The sequence below is a fragment of the Cohnella fermenti genome (assembly GCF_004801405.1).
GTDB lineage: Bacteria > Bacillota > Bacilli > Paenibacillales > Paenibacillaceae > Cohnella > Cohnella fermenti.
The window spans coordinates 1-16160 of sequence record NZ_SSOB01000034.1 but is presented as its reverse complement, the minus strand read 5'-3'; the positions used below and the strand labels follow the sequence as shown (position 1 = coordinate 16160).

At 60.4% G+C, this 16160-nt stretch carries 12 protein-coding genes; 11 read left to right on the top strand and 1 reads right to left on the bottom strand.

The genetic code is table 11. The annotated features are described in order from the left end of the window. Positions 1-21 precede the first annotated feature (21 nt). The 9 genes from E6C55_RS22740 (at position 22) to E6C55_RS22700 (ending at position 13098) form a co-directional block, all read left to right on the top strand. Entirely contained in the window at positions 22-255 is a 234-nt protein-coding gene (locus E6C55_RS22740) for a DUF3892 domain-containing protein (RefSeq protein WP_136372116.1), read from the top strand. Positions 256-1065: 810 nt separating this feature from the next. Then, positions 1066-2559 carry an L-arabinose isomerase gene (gene araA, locus E6C55_RS22735; RefSeq protein ID WP_136372115.1) on the top strand — a complete coding sequence of 498 codons (1494 nt, stop codon included), beginning with the start codon at positions 1066-1068 and terminating at the stop codon, positions 2557-2559. Positions 2560-2754: 195 nt separating this feature from the next. After that, positions 2755-3711 (top strand): NAD(P)/FAD-dependent oxidoreductase, encoded by a 957-nt coding sequence (locus E6C55_RS22730; RefSeq protein ID WP_136372114.1) that lies wholly within the window; start codon positions 2755-2757, stop codon positions 3709-3711. 126 nt (positions 3712-3837) lie between these two features. Further along, the gene (locus E6C55_RS22725) at positions 3838-5109 is read left to right on the top strand and encodes a methyl-accepting chemotaxis protein (RefSeq protein WP_136372113.1); all 1272 of its coding nucleotides are present in this window, start codon (positions 3838-3840) and stop codon (positions 5107-5109) included. A 280-nt stretch (positions 5110-5389) separates the two neighbouring features. Continuing rightward, positions 5390-7300, top strand: coding sequence for a 1,4-alpha-glucan branching protein GlgB (gene glgB, locus E6C55_RS22720; protein WP_136372112.1), 1911 nt, complete (start codon positions 5390-5392; stop codon positions 7298-7300). Between the two features lie 48 nt (positions 7301-7348). Next, a complete protein-coding gene (locus E6C55_RS22715) occupies positions 7349-8515 on the top strand; it encodes a glucose-1-phosphate adenylyltransferase (protein ID WP_136372111.1) in 1167 nt (388 codons plus the stop codon). Then, positions 8512-9624 carry a glucose-1-phosphate adenylyltransferase subunit GlgD gene (gene glgD / locus E6C55_RS22710; RefSeq protein ID WP_211093633.1) on the top strand — a complete coding sequence of 371 codons (1113 nt, stop codon included), beginning with the start codon at positions 8512-8514 and terminating at the stop codon, positions 9622-9624. The genes E6C55_RS22715 and glgD overlap by 4 nt, the downstream gene beginning before the upstream one ends. A 16-nt stretch (positions 9625-9640) precedes the next feature. Then, positions 9641-11077: a glycogen synthase GlgA gene (gene glgA / locus E6C55_RS22705; protein WP_136372110.1), complete on the top strand. Its 1437-nt coding sequence runs from the start codon at positions 9641-9643 to the stop codon at positions 11075-11077. Positions 11078-11094: 17 nt separating this feature from the next. After that, entirely contained in the window at positions 11095-13098 is a 2004-nt protein-coding gene (locus tag E6C55_RS22700; RefSeq protein WP_136372109.1) for a glycoside hydrolase family 15 protein, read from the top strand. 125 nt (positions 13099-13223) lie between these two features. Here E6C55_RS22700 and E6C55_RS22695 read toward each other — a convergent pair whose 3' ends face one another. Then, positions 13224-14156, bottom strand: coding sequence for a sugar phosphate isomerase/epimerase family protein (locus E6C55_RS22695; protein ID WP_136372108.1), 933 nt, complete (start codon positions 14154-14156; stop codon positions 13224-13226). 187 nt (positions 14157-14343) lie between these two features. Here E6C55_RS22695 and E6C55_RS22690 point away from each other — a divergent pair, with 187 nt between their 5' ends. Together E6C55_RS22690 and E6C55_RS22685 are read left to right on the top strand one after the other, a co-directional pair. Next, on the top strand, positions 14344-15084 hold the full coding sequence (locus tag E6C55_RS22690) for a DUF1361 domain-containing protein (RefSeq protein ID WP_136372107.1): 741 nt from the start codon (positions 14344-14346) through the stop codon (positions 15082-15084). Between the two features lie 54 nt (positions 15085-15138). Then, a complete protein-coding gene (locus E6C55_RS22685; RefSeq protein ID WP_136372106.1) occupies positions 15139-15693 on the top strand; it encodes a zinc ribbon domain-containing protein in 555 nt (184 codons plus the stop codon). The last annotated feature ends 467 nt before the right edge of the window (positions 15694-16160 follow it).

Sequence of the window (16160 nt, the reverse complement as noted above, 5' to 3'; positions counted from 1 at the left end):
ACCGTGTCAGGAGGTGGTAGGGTGGACTCGAACCTGGAGCATGTCGTCGCGGTTCGGAAGAACGGCGACGGAGACATTACGGAGCTGCAACTGACTTCCGGCACCGTTGTCGGCTACAAGGAAGCGCAGGCTATGGCGAAGCAAGGGAAGATCGCGGGCGTGAACGTCTTCCGCGGTCGGGACGGCGACGAGCATCTGCGCTCGAATGCCGACGGCATCAAAGAGAACAACCTGGATAATCTGCCGACCTTCTAGCAGCAGGAACGGAATCGCCCTCGTATCGCCGACTCGGCGCGACGAGGGCGATTTTGGGTTGAGCCGCGTTGTCCCAGTCGCCCCAGTTGTCCCCGTCGCCCCAGTCGAGCGGCGAGAAGCGGGACGGAAGCCGTCGATGCCGATGGCCGCCGGGTTTTTATGCGAAAAACCACATTGGCGCAGCTCGATAACGGGCGGTTCGGGCGATTATATGTGAAAAATAGCATAAATGAAGACAATTCTAGCTCGAATTGCCGGATGTATGCTAAAAACCGCATAAACCCCTCGATTCCCTCCCGATCCAAGCCAACGAATGTGAAAAATCACATAAAATCGCAACTGTCATCGGGGACCGGAAGAGGGCGAATCGCGCGGCGGTGGAGATGGCTGCGCCATTACTTCCGCCGCTGAGGTTATGCCTCCTCTCCCCGCGACTCCCTCCAGGGAAACGCCGCACAAACCATTCGCTCTACGCGACAACATGGATCACCCGACGAATCAGCTCGACCACCCAACAAACCGGCTCGTATCCTCTGATGAATCAGCTTCAAGCGCCTAGGACATTGAGGTGAGTGCCTGAGTGAAGGGGAGAGGCGGCATAATCGTATTTGGGGGGAGTTGGTCCATGGCTGGAGCCTCTTCGTCAGATGGCGATGCAATGTTGTAAGTACAAGTTGGAGTTCGAACGTCGGGAACCTATCGGATTTACACGAAAAAGTCACGCTAAACCTTGATCATTCGCCTTTTTAAGAGTAAACTGAGATTGTAATTATGTACGTACAAGTTATCATATTCTCAGGAGGCATCCCGATGATTCAACTGAAACCATATGAATTCTGGTTCATTACCGGCAGCCAGCATCTGTACGGACCCGAGACTCTCGAGGAAGTGAATGCGCATTCAAGCGAGATCGCAGGCGCGCTGTCCGGCGATTCCGCCATTCCGTTCCCGATCGTCTTCAAGCCGGTCGTTACGACTCCGGCCGAGATCCGCGCCATCCTCAATGCAGCGAATGCCGACGAGAGCTGTGCCGGCGTCATCACCTGGATGCATACGTTCTCCCCGGCGAAGATGTGGATCGCGGGCCTGACCGAGCTGCGCAAGCCGCTGCTTCACCTTCACACGCAGTACAACCGCGACATTCCGTGGGATACGATCGATATGGACTTCATGAATACGAACCAAGCTGCCCACGGCGACCGCGAATACGGCTTCATCGGCGCCCGCCTCGGCATCTCCCGCAAGGTCGTCGTCGGCCATTGGAGCGATTCCGCCGTTCGCGCCCGCATCGGGGAATGGGAACGCACTGCGGTCGCTTACAGCGAGAGCCGCACCCTGAAGGTATGCCGCTTCGGCGACAACATGCGGCAGGTGGCCGTTACCGAGGGCGACAAGGTCGAAGCGGAGATCAAGTTCGGCTGGTCCGTCAATACGTACGGAGTCGGCGACCTTGTTCAATATGTGAACGCCGTGTCCGCTGCGGACGTGGAGAAGCTTCTTGGCGAATATGCCGAGAAGTATGACATCGTGGAAGCGGGGCGCACGGCAGGTCCGGTCCGCGACGCGATCGCCTATCAGGCTCGTCTCGAGATTGCGATCAAGCGCTTCCTCGACGAAGGAGGCTTCACGGCGTTCACGACGACGTTCGAAGACCTGCACGGCCTTGAGCAATTGCCGGGCCTCGCGGTTCAACGCCTGATGGAGCAAGGCTACGGCTTCGCGGGAGAAGGCGACTGGAAGACGGCGGCACTCACCCGCCTGCTGAAGATCGTTGCCGGCGGCGTGCAGACGTCCTTCATGGAAGACTACACGTACCACTTCGAGCCGGGCAACGAGCTGGTTCTCGGCGCGCACATGCTCGAGGTGTGCCCGACGCTGGCGGAGACGAAGCCTCGCATCGAGGTTCACCCGCTCGGCATTGGCGGCAAGGCCGATCCGGCTCGGATTGTTTTCGAGGGGAAGGCAGGGGCTGCGATCAACGCTTCCGTCGTCGACTTCGGCAATCGCTTCCGCCTGATCGTGAACGAGGTTCAAGGCGTCGCGGTCGAGAAGGAGATGCCGAAGCTGCCGGTTGCCCGCGTGCTATGGAAGCCGGAGCCGTCGCTGCATGTCGGAGCCGAAGCCTGGATTCTCGCCGGCGGCGCGCACCACACGGTCTACTCGCAAGTCGTGACGACCGAGCAGATGCTTGACCTCGCCGAGCTGTTCAACATCGAGGCGGTCGTCATCGACAAGGACACGAACACCCGCCAGCTCAAGAGCGAGTTGCGCTTCGGCCAAGTCGCCTGGGCTCACCAGCGCTAAGCCAAGCCACTACTAAGCCAGAGTCAATGCTAAGCCCGAGTCAATCAAACGCAAGGATCGCCCCGCATCGTCGGAGCGGCCTTGCGTTTTTGTATGCGGCATCGGTTCCGTTGACCTCCCGTTTGCCCGGTTCGAATTCCGTTCATACTGGGGAAGAACGATAAGGAGCTCGATTGGTGAGGGGGAAGGCGCGGCATGAACAGGCACAACGAGTATGAGTGCGCGATCGTCGGCGGAGGCCCGGCCGGCTTAAGTGCGGCGCTTGTGCTGGGGCGGGCAAGGAGGCGGACGCTTCTGCTCGACGAAGGAACGCCGCGCAATCGGGTAACGAAGCACTCGCACGGGTTCCTGACGCGGGACGGCATCTCGCCGGCCGACTTCCGGGCGAAGGCGCACGAGGAGCTTGGGAAGTACTCGGCCGTGGAATGCCGGGCGGACAGGGTGATCGCGCTGCGGCAAGTCGGCCCGGACGCTCCGCATCCGCGCTTCGTCCTCTCCTTCCGATCGGGCGGAGAGGCGTTCGCAAGCAAGGTCATTCTCGCAACGGGGCTGAGGGAGACGCTGCCGGCCATCCCCGGGCTTGCCGCCTGCTACGGAACGAGCGTGTTCAGTTGCCCTTACTGCGACGGATTCGAGATGGCGGGCAAGCCGCTTGCCATTCTCGCGGACGATCCGCATAAGGCTGCGCATATGGCCCAGACGCTGTCGCAATGGAGCCGCGACCTGCTCGTCTGCACGAACGGGCGGGCGCTTCCGTCCGAGCTGGAGTCGTTCCTGCGGCTTAACGGCATTGCTTATCGGGAGTCCGCGATTCATTCGCTGACGAGCGAAGCCGGCCGTCTGCAGACGATTCGCTTCGCCGACGGAACCGAAGCGGCCCGCTTTGGAGGCATCGCGATCGCGGAATGGGAGCAGGCGTCCGACCTTCATGTCGGCTTGGGCTGCAAGCTGGCGGAGGACGGGGGGATCGAGACGGATGCAGCGCGCAGATCAAGCGTCGAGGGCGTGTTCGCGGCGGGGGATGCGGCGATTATTGCTCCCGCCCAACTCATCGTCGCCGCGGCGGAAGGGAGCCGGGCGGCCATCGCGGTCAACTCGGACTTGACGCACGAGAGCTTCCATCCGCCGGTCCCGCCCTTTCGTAAGATTTAGTGAACTTGTGACATAAATCACACCGAGGGTTGACAAGGCAGGTTATGATGGGAATAGTTGGGGAGGTGCCCCGACGGAGGAACAATCGCCATACCATCATAACTATCGAGGCTTGGGGGCTGCGGCATGGCTATCCGATTCGGAATCGTCAAGAAGCTTGTGCTCGGAATTACATTCGTCTCTATGATCACCTATGGGACAAGCGCTTTTTTTCTATTGGTGTTGGAAAAATACTTCGACGGGATCAAGGAGCAATGGTTCGTCGTAATGACGCTCGCGCTCGGCATTCTGTGGACGTCCTTGTTCGCTTATCTCTTCGCGAAGTGGCTGCTGCGGCCGCTGTTGTCTCTCACGTCCGCGACGCAGCAGGCGGCGGAGGGGAGGCTGGCGGAGCGGGTCGTCATCGGCAAGTCGGACGACGAGCTGACGCGGCTCGGCCGTTCCTTCGACGAGATGCAGACGCGGCTTCGCGAGATTATCAGCGGCATCCGCGCGCACTCGGAGCTGACGGGCGTTCACGTGGCGGAGCTTCAAGGGGCGATCGGCGAGGCGGCCGTGCAGATCGAGCAGATCTCGCACCGCGCCGAGACGATCTCGGAAGGCAGCGTCCGCCAGTTCTCTTCGGCGGAAGGCATGATGCATTCCGTCAGCAGCTTGTCGCAGGCGTCGCATGAACTGGACGAGCAGGCGCTCAGCGCCCGCGAGCGCACGGAGCGGATGATGGGCTCGATTCACGACAGCGAGGCGGTGTTCCAGTCCATGGTCGTCCGGATGAAGCGTCTGTCGGACATGAACCAGGAGGCGCTCGCGATCGCAAGAAGGCTGGACGAGTACGCCGGCGAGATCGGAACGATCTCCACCGTCGTCAGCGACTTCGCGGACCAGACGCATCTGCTCGCCTTGAATGCGGCGATCGAAGCGGCAAGGGCGGGCGAGGAAGGCAAGGGCTTCGGCGTCGTGGCGGACGCGGTGAAGACGCTTGCGGGGCAGAGCGGAAGTGCAGCGCGCGACATCCGCAAGCTCATCTCCCAGATTCAGGCCGAGGTAGCCGGAGTTGTCGAGCATATGAATCAGCAATACATTGTCGCTCTGGAAGAGGCAAGGAACGGGGAGCGATCCGCCGAATCGCTCGGCCAGATCGCGAGGGATGCGCAACTGGTCAGCGAGACGATCGACCGCATCGCGCTGCAGATGTCCGAGCAGGCGGAGCAGGCGGGAGGAACGCTGAAGGAAGCGGGAGAAGTGTCCCGCGTGGCCGATTCGATCCGGTCCGGAGCGCTCGAGGTGAACTCCGCGACGCAGGAACAGACCGCCGTCATGCAGGAGATTGCCGCCTCGTCGGAGGCGCTGTTGTCGGAATCGAAGGAATTGCTGCGGAAGATCGCGTTTTTCAAATAATAGTCCGCCTCGCTTCACAATCAGTTAACCGAGAATTAACACGAATGGTACCTACTCATGTCAGGAGCTCCGCGAAGGAGCTCTTTTTTTGTCAAAACCGAGAAAACTCGAAAATATTTATGAAAATTCAGATGAAAAATGGGGTCTGTTCCACTATAATAAATGTAATATCCGTGTAATTTGTAAGGAAAAATGACAAATTACAAGCCGCTTGCCGACCGCCGTCAGGACATTCCCTTGCCTACCCAAACATATCGGTACAAAGGAGGCGCCTCTTGGAATGGCTGTAAGTGCCCCGCTTCTCGCGTCAGAATTATTGTATTTGTTTAACAATGGTCACTTGTTCCACGCCTATCGAACCTTCGGAGCACATAAACATGAATATGACGGGGCGGCCGGAGTCCGCTTCGTCGTCTGGGCGCCGAAGGCCAGGGAAGTGCGCATCGCGGGGGAGTTCAACGGCTGGAACGGGCAAGACCATCGGCTGCAGCTTGTCGGTTCGACCGGCGTATGGGTCGGATTCGTGTCCGGAATCGGCGAAGGAACCGCTTATAAGTACGAGATCATCGATTCCTTCGGCACCAAACGGCTCAAATCCGACCCGTTCGCCTTCCAGTCGGAGCTTCGCCCCAACACGGCTTCCATCGTCGCGGATTTAAACTTGCACGAATGGAACGACTCGGCCTGGATGGAGCATAAGAGGAAGAATCCTCCTTACGGGCGGCCTGTCCTTACGTACGAGGTTCATCTCGGCGCATGGAAGATGGAGGAGCGCGAAGTGTTCCGCACGTATCGGCAACTGGCGGATGAATTGCTCGATTACGTCGTTGCGATGGGTTACACCCATATCGAACTGCTTCCCTTGGGCGAGCACCCGCTCGACGCCTCCTGGGGCTACCAAGCGACCGGCTATTATTCGGCGACGAGCCGATACGGTCCGCCGGAAGGGCTCCAAGAGCTTGTGGACCGGTGCCACAAGCGGGGAATCGGGGTCATTCTCGATTGGGTGCCCGGGCACTTCTGCAAGGACGACCACGGGCTGAGGCAATTCGACGGCGGAGCGCTCTATGAGCATTCCGACTCGCGAATCGCCGAGAAGCCGCTCTGGGGAACGCTCGCCTTCGACTTCTCCAAGGCGGAGGTGCTGAGCTTCCTGATCTCGAACGCGATCTTCTGGCTGGACGTCTTCCACATCGACGGCCTTCGGGTAGACGCCGTGGCGAGCATGATCGATCTCAACTTCGACAAACCGCCGGAGATGCACACGCTGAACCGGCACGGGGGCGGTGAGCACCTGGAAGCCCTTGATTTTCTCCGCAAGCTGAATGAGACGGTGTTCCGCTATCATCCGGAGACGCTGATGATCGCCGAAGACTCGTCCGCTTGGCCGGGCGTGACCCAACCGACTTACTTGGGCGGCCTGGGCTTTAATTACAAATGGAACATGGGCTGGATGAACGACACCCTCCGCTATATGGAGACCGACCCTGACGACAGGCCCGCCAAGCACCACCTCATGACCTTCTCATTGCTATATGCCTACTCAGAGAATTACGTACTTCCTCTATCGCACGACGAAGTGGTTCATGGCAAGCGTTCGTTGCTGAACAAGATGCCGGGAACCTACGAAGAGAAATTCGCCAACCTAAGGCTTTACTACGGATATTGGATGACCCACCCGGGCAAGAAGCTGCTGTTCATGGGCGGCGAGTTCGGGCAGTTCGACGAATGGAAGGATGCCGAAGGGCTCGATTGGCTGCTTCTTGGCTACCCGCTTCACGACGGGATGCAGCGTTATTCCCGCGATCTTAACGCTCTCTACTCGGGAGAGCGAGCCTTGTGGGAGAGAGACCATAGCCACGAGGGCTTCGAATGGATCGACGCGGACAACGCCGGGCAGAGCGTGCTGGCCTTCATACGCAGGGCGGGCGACGCGAAGCGCCATCTGATCGTCGTCTGCAACTTCTCGCGGCAATCCCATTCCGCCTTCCGGATCGGAGTGCCGATGGGCGGCGCGTATCGCATCATCATGAATAGCGACGTCGCGACTTACGGGGGATCGGGAACCCGAATGCCCCGCCGAATCAAGGCGACACGCAAGGTTTCTCACGGGCAACCGTTCAGCATAGAGCTTCCACTGCCTTCATTGTCATTCCTATTATTAGAGCCGGATCGCATCGCGGTCGAATAACGGCCCGTGAGCAGGCAAGGAGCCATCGAACAGAGAGGAGTAGTGCCTATGAGCCGCAATGAATGCATTGCCATGCTTCTAGCCGGAGGAGAAGGACGTCGATTGGGCGTACTCACGAAGGATTTGGCCAAACCGGCCGTACATTTCGGAGGCAAGTACCGCATCATTGACTTTACTCTCAGCAATTGCGTCAATTCGGGGATCGAGACCGTCGGGGTGCTGACGCAGTACCAACCGCTTGTCCTGAATCAATATCTCGGAATCGGAAGTCCATGGGGGCTCGACCGTCGCGAAGGGGGCATGCACGTTCTGCCGCCTTACGTGCGCCAGAAGGGCGGCGTCTGGTATAAGGGCACGGCGAATGCCATCTATCAAAATATCGGATTCATAGAGAGATACGAACCGGAGTACGTTCTGATCATCTCCGGCGACCATATCTATAAGATGGACTACAGCCTTATGCTCGAACAGCATAAGAGGAACCATGCGGACGCGACGATCGCCGTTATTACGGTGCCGTGGGCGGACGCCAGCCGATTCGGCATCCTGAGCGTCGACGAGGAAGGCAGGGTCGTCGAGTTCGCGGAGAAGCCGAAGCAGCCGAAGAGCAATCTCGCCTCGATGGGCGTTTATATTTTCTCCTGGCGGGTGCTGAAGGAAGCGCTGATCGCAGACGAGGCGACCTCGCCGTCTTCCCACGACTTCGGCAAGGACATCATTCCGAAGCTGCTCGCGGATCAATCCCGGCTCTATTCCTATCGGTTCGATGGCTATTGGAAGGACGTCGGCACGATCGAGAGTCTGTGGGAAGCGAACATGGACCTGCTCGAGGAAGAGCCGTCGCTCGATCTGTACGACCGCGATTGGCGCATCTATTCGGTCAATCCGAATCGCCCGGCGCAATATCTGTCCCCGGAAGCGACCGTGCTGAGCTCGATGATCAACGAAGGAAGCGTCGTCGAGGGCCATGTGAATCGCTCCGTTCTGTTCCACGGCGTCAAGGTCGGCGAAGGGAGCGTCATTGAGGATTCGGTGATTATGCCGGGCGCGATTATCGGACGCGGCGCGAAGGTCGTTCGCGCGATTGTCGGCGAAGGAGCCGTCGTCGGCGAGGGCTGCCAGGTCGGCAGCGCCGCTTCGGAGGAGATCGCCGTGGTCGGCAGCGGAGATGTCGTGAAGCTCGAGAAACCGCTTGAGGAGGCGAACCCGATATGAAGCTCCCGCTGATGGGCGTCATCAATCTGATTCACGAGACCGAAGAGATGGGGAGCCTGACCGCGAGCCGCTGCCTCGCAACGGTTCCGTTCGCCGGGCGCTACCGCCTGATCGACTTCGTCCTGTCGTCGATGGTCAATTCCGGCGTGCCGCGGGTCGCCGTCTTCGCGCACACGAAGTTCCGCTCCTTGATGGACCACCTCGGCTCGGGCGGCAACTGGGATCTTCATCGCAAGCAGAACGGCCTGTTCGTGCTTCCGCCGTCGATGGAGGACATGACCGACTTCGGCAAGGGCGATCTGTACCAGTTCTATCGGAACCGCGATTACTTCGCCCGGAGCGGGCTGGAATACGTCGTCGTCGCGCGCAGCCATATGGCTTGCAACGTGGACTTCGCGGCGATTCTGGACCAGCATCGGGAGAAGGGCTCGGACATTACCGTCGTCTGCAAGAAGTGGCCCCATGCGCAAACGGGACTGACGAGGAAGGTCAAGCTGGATGCGGGCGGCCGCGTCGTGGAGATGCAGGATCACTTCGGCCGCCTGGCGAGCGATCTCGTCTCGATGGAGATGTACATCATGCGCAAGGATCTGCTCATGGATCTGGTCGAGACGTCCCTTGCGCAAGGGAAGGATCATCTCGTCCGCCATGCGATTGTGCCGCGGCTGTCCGAGCTGAACGTCGACGCTTACATGCACGACGGTTATCTGGGCGTCGTCAATACGATTCCGTCGTATTACCGGCACAACATGGAGCTGCTGAATCCGGACGTCTGGAACGAACTGTTCTTCCGTCCGGGTCCGATCTTCACGAAGGTGAAGGACGAACCGCCGACCCGTTACCGCTCCGGCTCGCAGGCGATCCATTCGCTTGTCGCGAACGGCTGCGAGATCGAAGGGACGGTCGAGAACAGCATTCTGTTCCGCGGAGTCAAGGTGCGCAAGGGCGCGGTCGTGCGCAACAGCATCGTCATGCAGAACGGAATCATCGGCGAGAACGGCCGATTGGAGAATTGCATTCTCGACAAGGAAGTGGAGATTCGCCCGCAGCAGCAACTGCGGGGGACGTCGGAGATGCCGTTCATGGCGCTTAAGCGCAACGTAATCTGATACAAGGGGGATGTCCATGAAAGTCTGGTTCGCGGCGTCCGAGGCCGTGCCGCTCGTGAAGTCGGGAGGCCTCGCGGACGTCGTCGGAGCGCTGCCGAAGGCGCTCTCCAAGCTGGGGGCGGAAGTGACCGTGCTTCTGCCCAAGTACGGGGCCATTCCGGCAGAGCTTGCGGAGAAGGCGACGTTCCTGGAGCACTTCAATGTCTCGCTCGGCTGGAGGCTTCAATATTGCGGCCTGTTCGAGCTTGTTGTGGACGGCGTGAGGTTCCTTCTGATCGACAACGAGTATTTCTATCACCGGGGGTATCTGTACGGATACGGCGAAGAAGAGATCGAGCGTTACGCCTTCTTCAACTTCGCCGTTCTGGAGCTGCTGGCGCGCTCGGAGCGGGACAAGCTTCCGGATATCGTACACTGCCACGATTGGCAGACCGGGCTCATTCCGATGCTGCTGCGAACCCGCTATTCCCACTATCCGGCGCTTCGCCATATCCGCACGGTGTTCACGATCCATAATCTTCAGTATCAAGGCGTCTTCTCCCGCGAGAAGCTGAAGGACGTGCTGTCGGCGGGGGACGACTTGTTCACCGAGGACGGCATCGAGTTCTACGGCGGCGGCAACTGCATGAAGGCGGGCCTCCGCTACGCGGACAAGCTGACGACGGTCAGCCCGACGTACGCGGGCGAGATTCAGACGTGGGAGTACGGAGAGAAGCTGGACGGCGTCCTCCGGATGCGGGCGTGGGATCTGCGCGGCATCGTGAACGGCATCGACACGCAGAGCTACGACCCGATGACCGATCCGAACGTGAAGGTCCATTACCGCAGCTCGCTCGCGAAGAAGCGGCAGAACAAGCTGGCTCTGCAGCGGGAGATCGGCTTCAAGGAGGATGCCCGCATTCCGGTCGTCGGCGTCGTCTCCCGCATGGTCGACCAGAAGGGCTTCGACCTGATCGCGGAGGCGCTGCCCGCCCTCATGGAGGAGGAGCTGCAGCTCGTCATCCTCGGGTCGGGGGAGCCGAAGTTCGAGCAGCTGTTCCGCCGCGCGATCGACTGGTATCCCGGCCGCCTGTTCGTCTGGTTCGGCTTTAACGAAGGCTTCGCAAGGCGCATCTACGCGGGCTCGGACATGTTCCTGATGCCTTCGCGGTTCGAGCCTTGCGGCCTCAGCCAATTAATCTCCCTGCGTTACCGCACCGTCCCGATTGTCCGGGAGACCGGAGGGCTTCGGGATACGATCGAGGCATATAATGAATTCGCCGGCACGGGCAACGGCTTCAGCTTCGGCCCGGCTTCGGCGCATGACTTGATCTACACGGTGAAGCGGGCGCTCTCGTTCTACCGCCGGCCCGAGGAGTGGGAGAGGATCGTTGCGAACGGGGCGAAGCAGGATTACGGCTGGGAATCCTCCGCTCGGGAATACATGCAGCTCTATCGCGAACTTGTCAACTAAGGAAGGGGTATTACGCTATGGCTCGCCATCTGGTTATCGGGAATGGGAAAATGCTCATCAATCTGGACCGCAACTGTTACATGCGGGATCTGTACTTCCCCTATGTCGGGCAGCTCAATCATATCGGAGGCCAGATGTGCCGGTTCGGGGTATGGTGCAACGGGAAGTTCGTCTGGCTGGACGATCCGAGCTGGAAGATCGAGCTGGGCTACATCGACAACTCGCTTGTAACCAACGTCATCGCCCGGCACGAAGGGCTCGGCCTGGAGCTGCACATCAACGACGGCATCCATCAACGGGACAGCATCTACATCAAGCGGGTGGTCGTCCGCAACCTGTCGGGGGAAGCGAAGGAAGTTCGAGTGTTCTTCCATCATGACCTGATGATCGACGGCAACGAGGTGGGCGATACGGCCGCCTATTATCCGGGCAATCGGACCGTCTTCCACTATAAGCGTTCTTCCTACTTCATGTTTAACGGCCGCTCCCAGGGCGGCGGCATCTATCAGTTCTCCACGGGCATCAAACGGTTCCATTCGGCGGAAGGAACGTGGCGGGACGCCGAGGACGGCGAGCTCATGGGCAATGCGATCGCGCAGGGCTCGGTCGACAGCACGATCAGCTTCCGCGCGGACGTGCCGGGAGGCAGCGAGAGCACGTTCTATTACTGGATGGCCGTCGGCACCGATCTCGAGGAAGTGAAGCGGCTCGACCAATACGTGCACGAGAGCCATCCGGAGAAGCTGCTGAGCCGCATCGTCATCTACTGGAACAATTGGCTGGCGAAGGCCGGGAGCGACTTCGGCGATCTGCCGCCCGCAGTCGTTCGCCTGTTCAAGCACAGCCTGCTGATCGTGCGAACGCAGATCGACGAGCGAGGGGCCATTCTGGCGGCGAACGACACCGACATCCTGCAGTACAATCGCGACCACTACAGCTATATGTGGCCCCGCGACGGAGCGCTCGTCGCCGACGCGATGAGCCTCGCGGGCTATCACGGCACGATCGCGCCGTTCTTCGACTTCTGCAACCGCGCGCTCTCGCCGGAAGGCTATCTGTACCACAAGTACAACCCGGACGGCACGGTCGGCTCGAGCTGGCATCCGTATGTCGTTCAAGGGAGCCCGCGCCTGCCGATCCAGGAGGACGAGACGGCGCTTGTGCTGTTCGCGCTGTGGAAGGACTACGAGCGCCAAGGCGAGATCGAGCTGTCGCAGGCGCTGTATCCGACACTTGTCCGCAAGGCGGCTTCGTTCCTGTGCGACTTCGTCGAGCCGTCGCTCGGACTTCCGCTGCCGAGCTACGATCTGTGGGAGGAACGCTATGGCATCTGGACGTACACGACCGCTTCGGTATACGGCGGGCTGATGGCGGCCGCCTACTTCGCGGATCTGTTCGGCGACTACGAGCGCAGCGACCGCTACCGCAATGTGGCGGAGCGGATGAAGATGGGGATGCTGAGCCATCTGTGGGACGAGGAGCAGGGGCGCTTCGCGCGCGGACTCGTCCAGCGCGACGGCGTCTGGGTGAAGGACATGACGCTCGAGAGCAGCCTGTTCGGCCTGTTCGAGTTCGGCGTGCTGCCGGCCGATGACGAACGGGTCGCGAAGACGATGAACGCGATCGCGACCGGGCTCGCGATTCAGACGGACGTCGGCGGCATCGCGCGGTACACGGACGACTACTACTTCCAGCAGAGCGACGACGTGGACCGGGTTCCCGGCAATCCGTGGATCATCTGTACGCTCTGGGTGGCGAACTTCCAGATCGAGACGGCGAAGCGGCTGGAGGATCTGGAGGCGCCGCGGATCACGCTCGAGAAGGTGTCCCGCGGCACGATCGAGGGCGGGAACTTGCCGGAGCAGTTGCATCCGCTCGACGGAACGCCGCTGTCCGTGGCGCCGCTCACGTGGTCCCACGCGACGTACGTCAGCACGGTGTGCAAGTATGCGCGCAAGCGGGAGCAGCTTGCCGCCCTCGCCACATCCTTGGATTGGGAGTTCGGCGACGCCCTCGCGTAACACCCGTTGCCGGATAGTTGCGAGACTAGTTGCGAGACAACAGAAGACCCGGTCCGCGCTGCGAGCGCGGTGCCGGGTCTTCTTGTCGCGTTGGAACGGATGCGCTCGTGCGCTCCTGGGGCGGCTCAGAGGCCGAGCTCGGCTTCCCAGGTCCGAATCTGGGTGGCGAACGTGCGGAGCATCTCGGCGGTGCCGTACGAGCCGCTGAAGTCCTCTACACCGAGCCAGCCCCGGTAGCCCACCGCGTCGAGCTCGCGCAGAATGGTTCTCCACGGAACGGCTCCGCTTGCGATCGACCGCCAGCCGCACGCCCAGTCGATCGGGTCGAGCGGGGAGGCGTCCGCTCCGGGAGCGCCCGCCGCCTTGGCGGCGTTGGGGTGCTCGCTGCCGTCCGCCAGCCGCTGCGGCTGCCAGCCCGCGTTCTTCACGTGAACGTGGGCGAGGTAGGGGCCGAGAATCTCCATGCCCATGCGGAAGTTCTCCATGCCCTCGTAGATCATGTTGCCCGGATCGAGCAGCACGCCGATGCGCTCGGGATCGTAACGGGAGGCGAGACGGAAGGCGGCGGACGCGCTTGGAATGATCGTGCCGTGGTGGATCTCGATCAGGGCTTGAACCCCGTAGTCTCGCGCCATCGCCTCCACTTCGTTTAAGTAAGCGGTTGCCTTTTCGAACAGGGGATGGTACCCGATCTCGGCTTGATACCCCGGCACCCCGACGCGGATCATGGACGCTCCGATCGTCTTCGCGAGACGGAACAGCGCCTCCGTGCCCTCAAGATCGCCGCAGGTCAGATAGGGAACGAGGGCGATCGAGCTCCGCCCGCTGGCGGCGACGGCGTCGTTCAGGGAAGCGATCTCGGCGGGCGAAGGAGCCGTTGCCAAGGTGGAGCGGTTGTGGCCCCAATAGGACGGCGCTTCGTTCAGAACCTCTGCCGGAGTGTCCTTGCAGCGCCATTCGATGCCTTCGATGCCGGCGGCTTTGGCTGCTTCGCAAGTCTCGCTCGGGGTTAAGTCGGGTGTAGACACCGTGAAGACGGATAGTTTGAATCTGGACATGGAAGGGAAACCTCCTTGGGAGTTGTTGCGGTATTTTTCCATTCTATCAGCCGGAGCGGGGAGGGGGAGAGCCTTCGCGCGAAGAAATTAATAAGAGACAAGAGAATCGTATCATTTCGCAACGGAAATCAAACACCCATCGGGCATCAACCCCCGACAAAAATCAAATCCAACAGGAGGTTCGCTCATGAGCTTGCCGAGACCCGGCGACGATTCCGCGCCGTCCCTCTTCTCGCCAGCGTTCTTCGTTCTATGCGGGACGTCCGCGCTGTGCGTTCTGTTCCTCATCGTCCGGGCTTATCAGACGGAGCTGTTCCGGCACGGGTTCCTCCTGTGGAATCTGTTCCTTGCCTGGCTACCGCTTATCGCTTCCATGACCGCCGCGATGATCGCCTCGAATCGGGTGATCGGCGACGGCGTCAGGAAGGTGTCCGTCATTGTTCTGGGAGTCGCTTGGCTGCTGTTCTATCCGAATGCTCCTTATCTGGTGACCGACCTGATCCACGTCATGCAAGAGCATTATTGGACCTGGGACTCCAGCTCGCTTATTCTGTGGTTCGATCTGATTATGTACTTCCTGTTCTCCTGGTGCGGCCTCATGCTCGGCTACCTGTCGATGTTCCAGTTCCACAAGCTGGTCGAAGGGTTTCTCGGCCGTGCTGCGGGATGGCTCTTCGTGCTGGTCGTGTCATTCCTCGGCGGGTTCGGCGTTTATCTTGGGCGGGTGATCCGGCTCAATAGCTGGGACGTGCTGTTCAGCCCGTTCCGGTTGATCGACGGGGTGCTGTCGGGGCTCGATCGGCACGGTCTTGTCTTTACAATCTTGTTCGCTCTGCTTATTCTTATCGTATACCTGTCGATCATAAGCTTGAGATATGGTTCGTTCGGCGGGATGAGAGAGCCGGTCAGGCGGAGTGCGAAACCGTGACGAAGCCGGTTGCGTATGGGATAATAGGATTGGATCGAATGGGAGGCGGATAAGATGAGTTTTCTGAAAAAGTTTACCGAGACGGTCAGCAAGGGAGTATCGACGGCAACCGAGAAGGCGCAGCAGACCGTGGAGATCACGAAGCTGCACACGCAGATCTCCGGCAAGCGCAAGGAGATCGACAAGCGCTTCGCAGTCATCGGCGAGGCGGTCTATCAGGCGTATCTGGCCAAGGACCTGTCCCAGGCGGAGAGCCAGATCATCCCGGAATGCGAGGCGATCGGCGGCATCCGCAAGGACATCGAAGCGCTGGAGGATCGCATCCGCGCGCTGCGCAACGAGAAGGAATGCGTGTGCGGCAACACGGTGGACTATGAGACGAAGTTCTGTCCGAAGTGCGGGCACAAGTTCGACATCCCGGCTCCCGCGGCGGCCGTCGCGGTGCCGGTCGATTCGATCCCGGACGAGTCCGAGATCGTGGACGCCGCCGAGCCGGCGGAGGAAGAGGAGCAGCCGGCGGTCGAGGCGGCAACGGTATTCTGCGCGGGCTGCGGCGAGGAGCTGGCCCCGGGCACGAAGTTCTGCCCAAGCTGCGGGCAGCCGGCGTAACGGTTCTTCGCAAGCGGCCGGCTGCCAAGGTGAATACGGGAACACGCGAGAGGCCGACGGACGCAAGTCCGCTCGGCCTCTCGTTGTCTCGTTATTCCGCCGCCCATAGAACCGGCATAGGGACCGACAGGGGGCGTTTATTCGCTGCCAGCCCGGATTCGCCGAATTCGACGGGGGCGCCGAATGAATGCGAAAAACCACATAAAAAATTCCGAAATGCGGCGAAGTTGCCGAATGAATGTGAAAAACCGCATAAAAAGCGCCGGTGTGAGGGTGGAATGGGCGAATGAATGCGAAAAACCACATAAAAAGCGCCTGGGAGGGGGGCGAGACGGCGAATGAATGTGAAAAATCAGAGCGACCGAGCATAGGTTGAGTAACTTAGCAGGTGGAAACCCTGCTTGGAAAAGGCGAAGCCACGCCACCAATAGCGAGTCTTGGAGCGAAGCTGGCAACAGAGTCGTTTA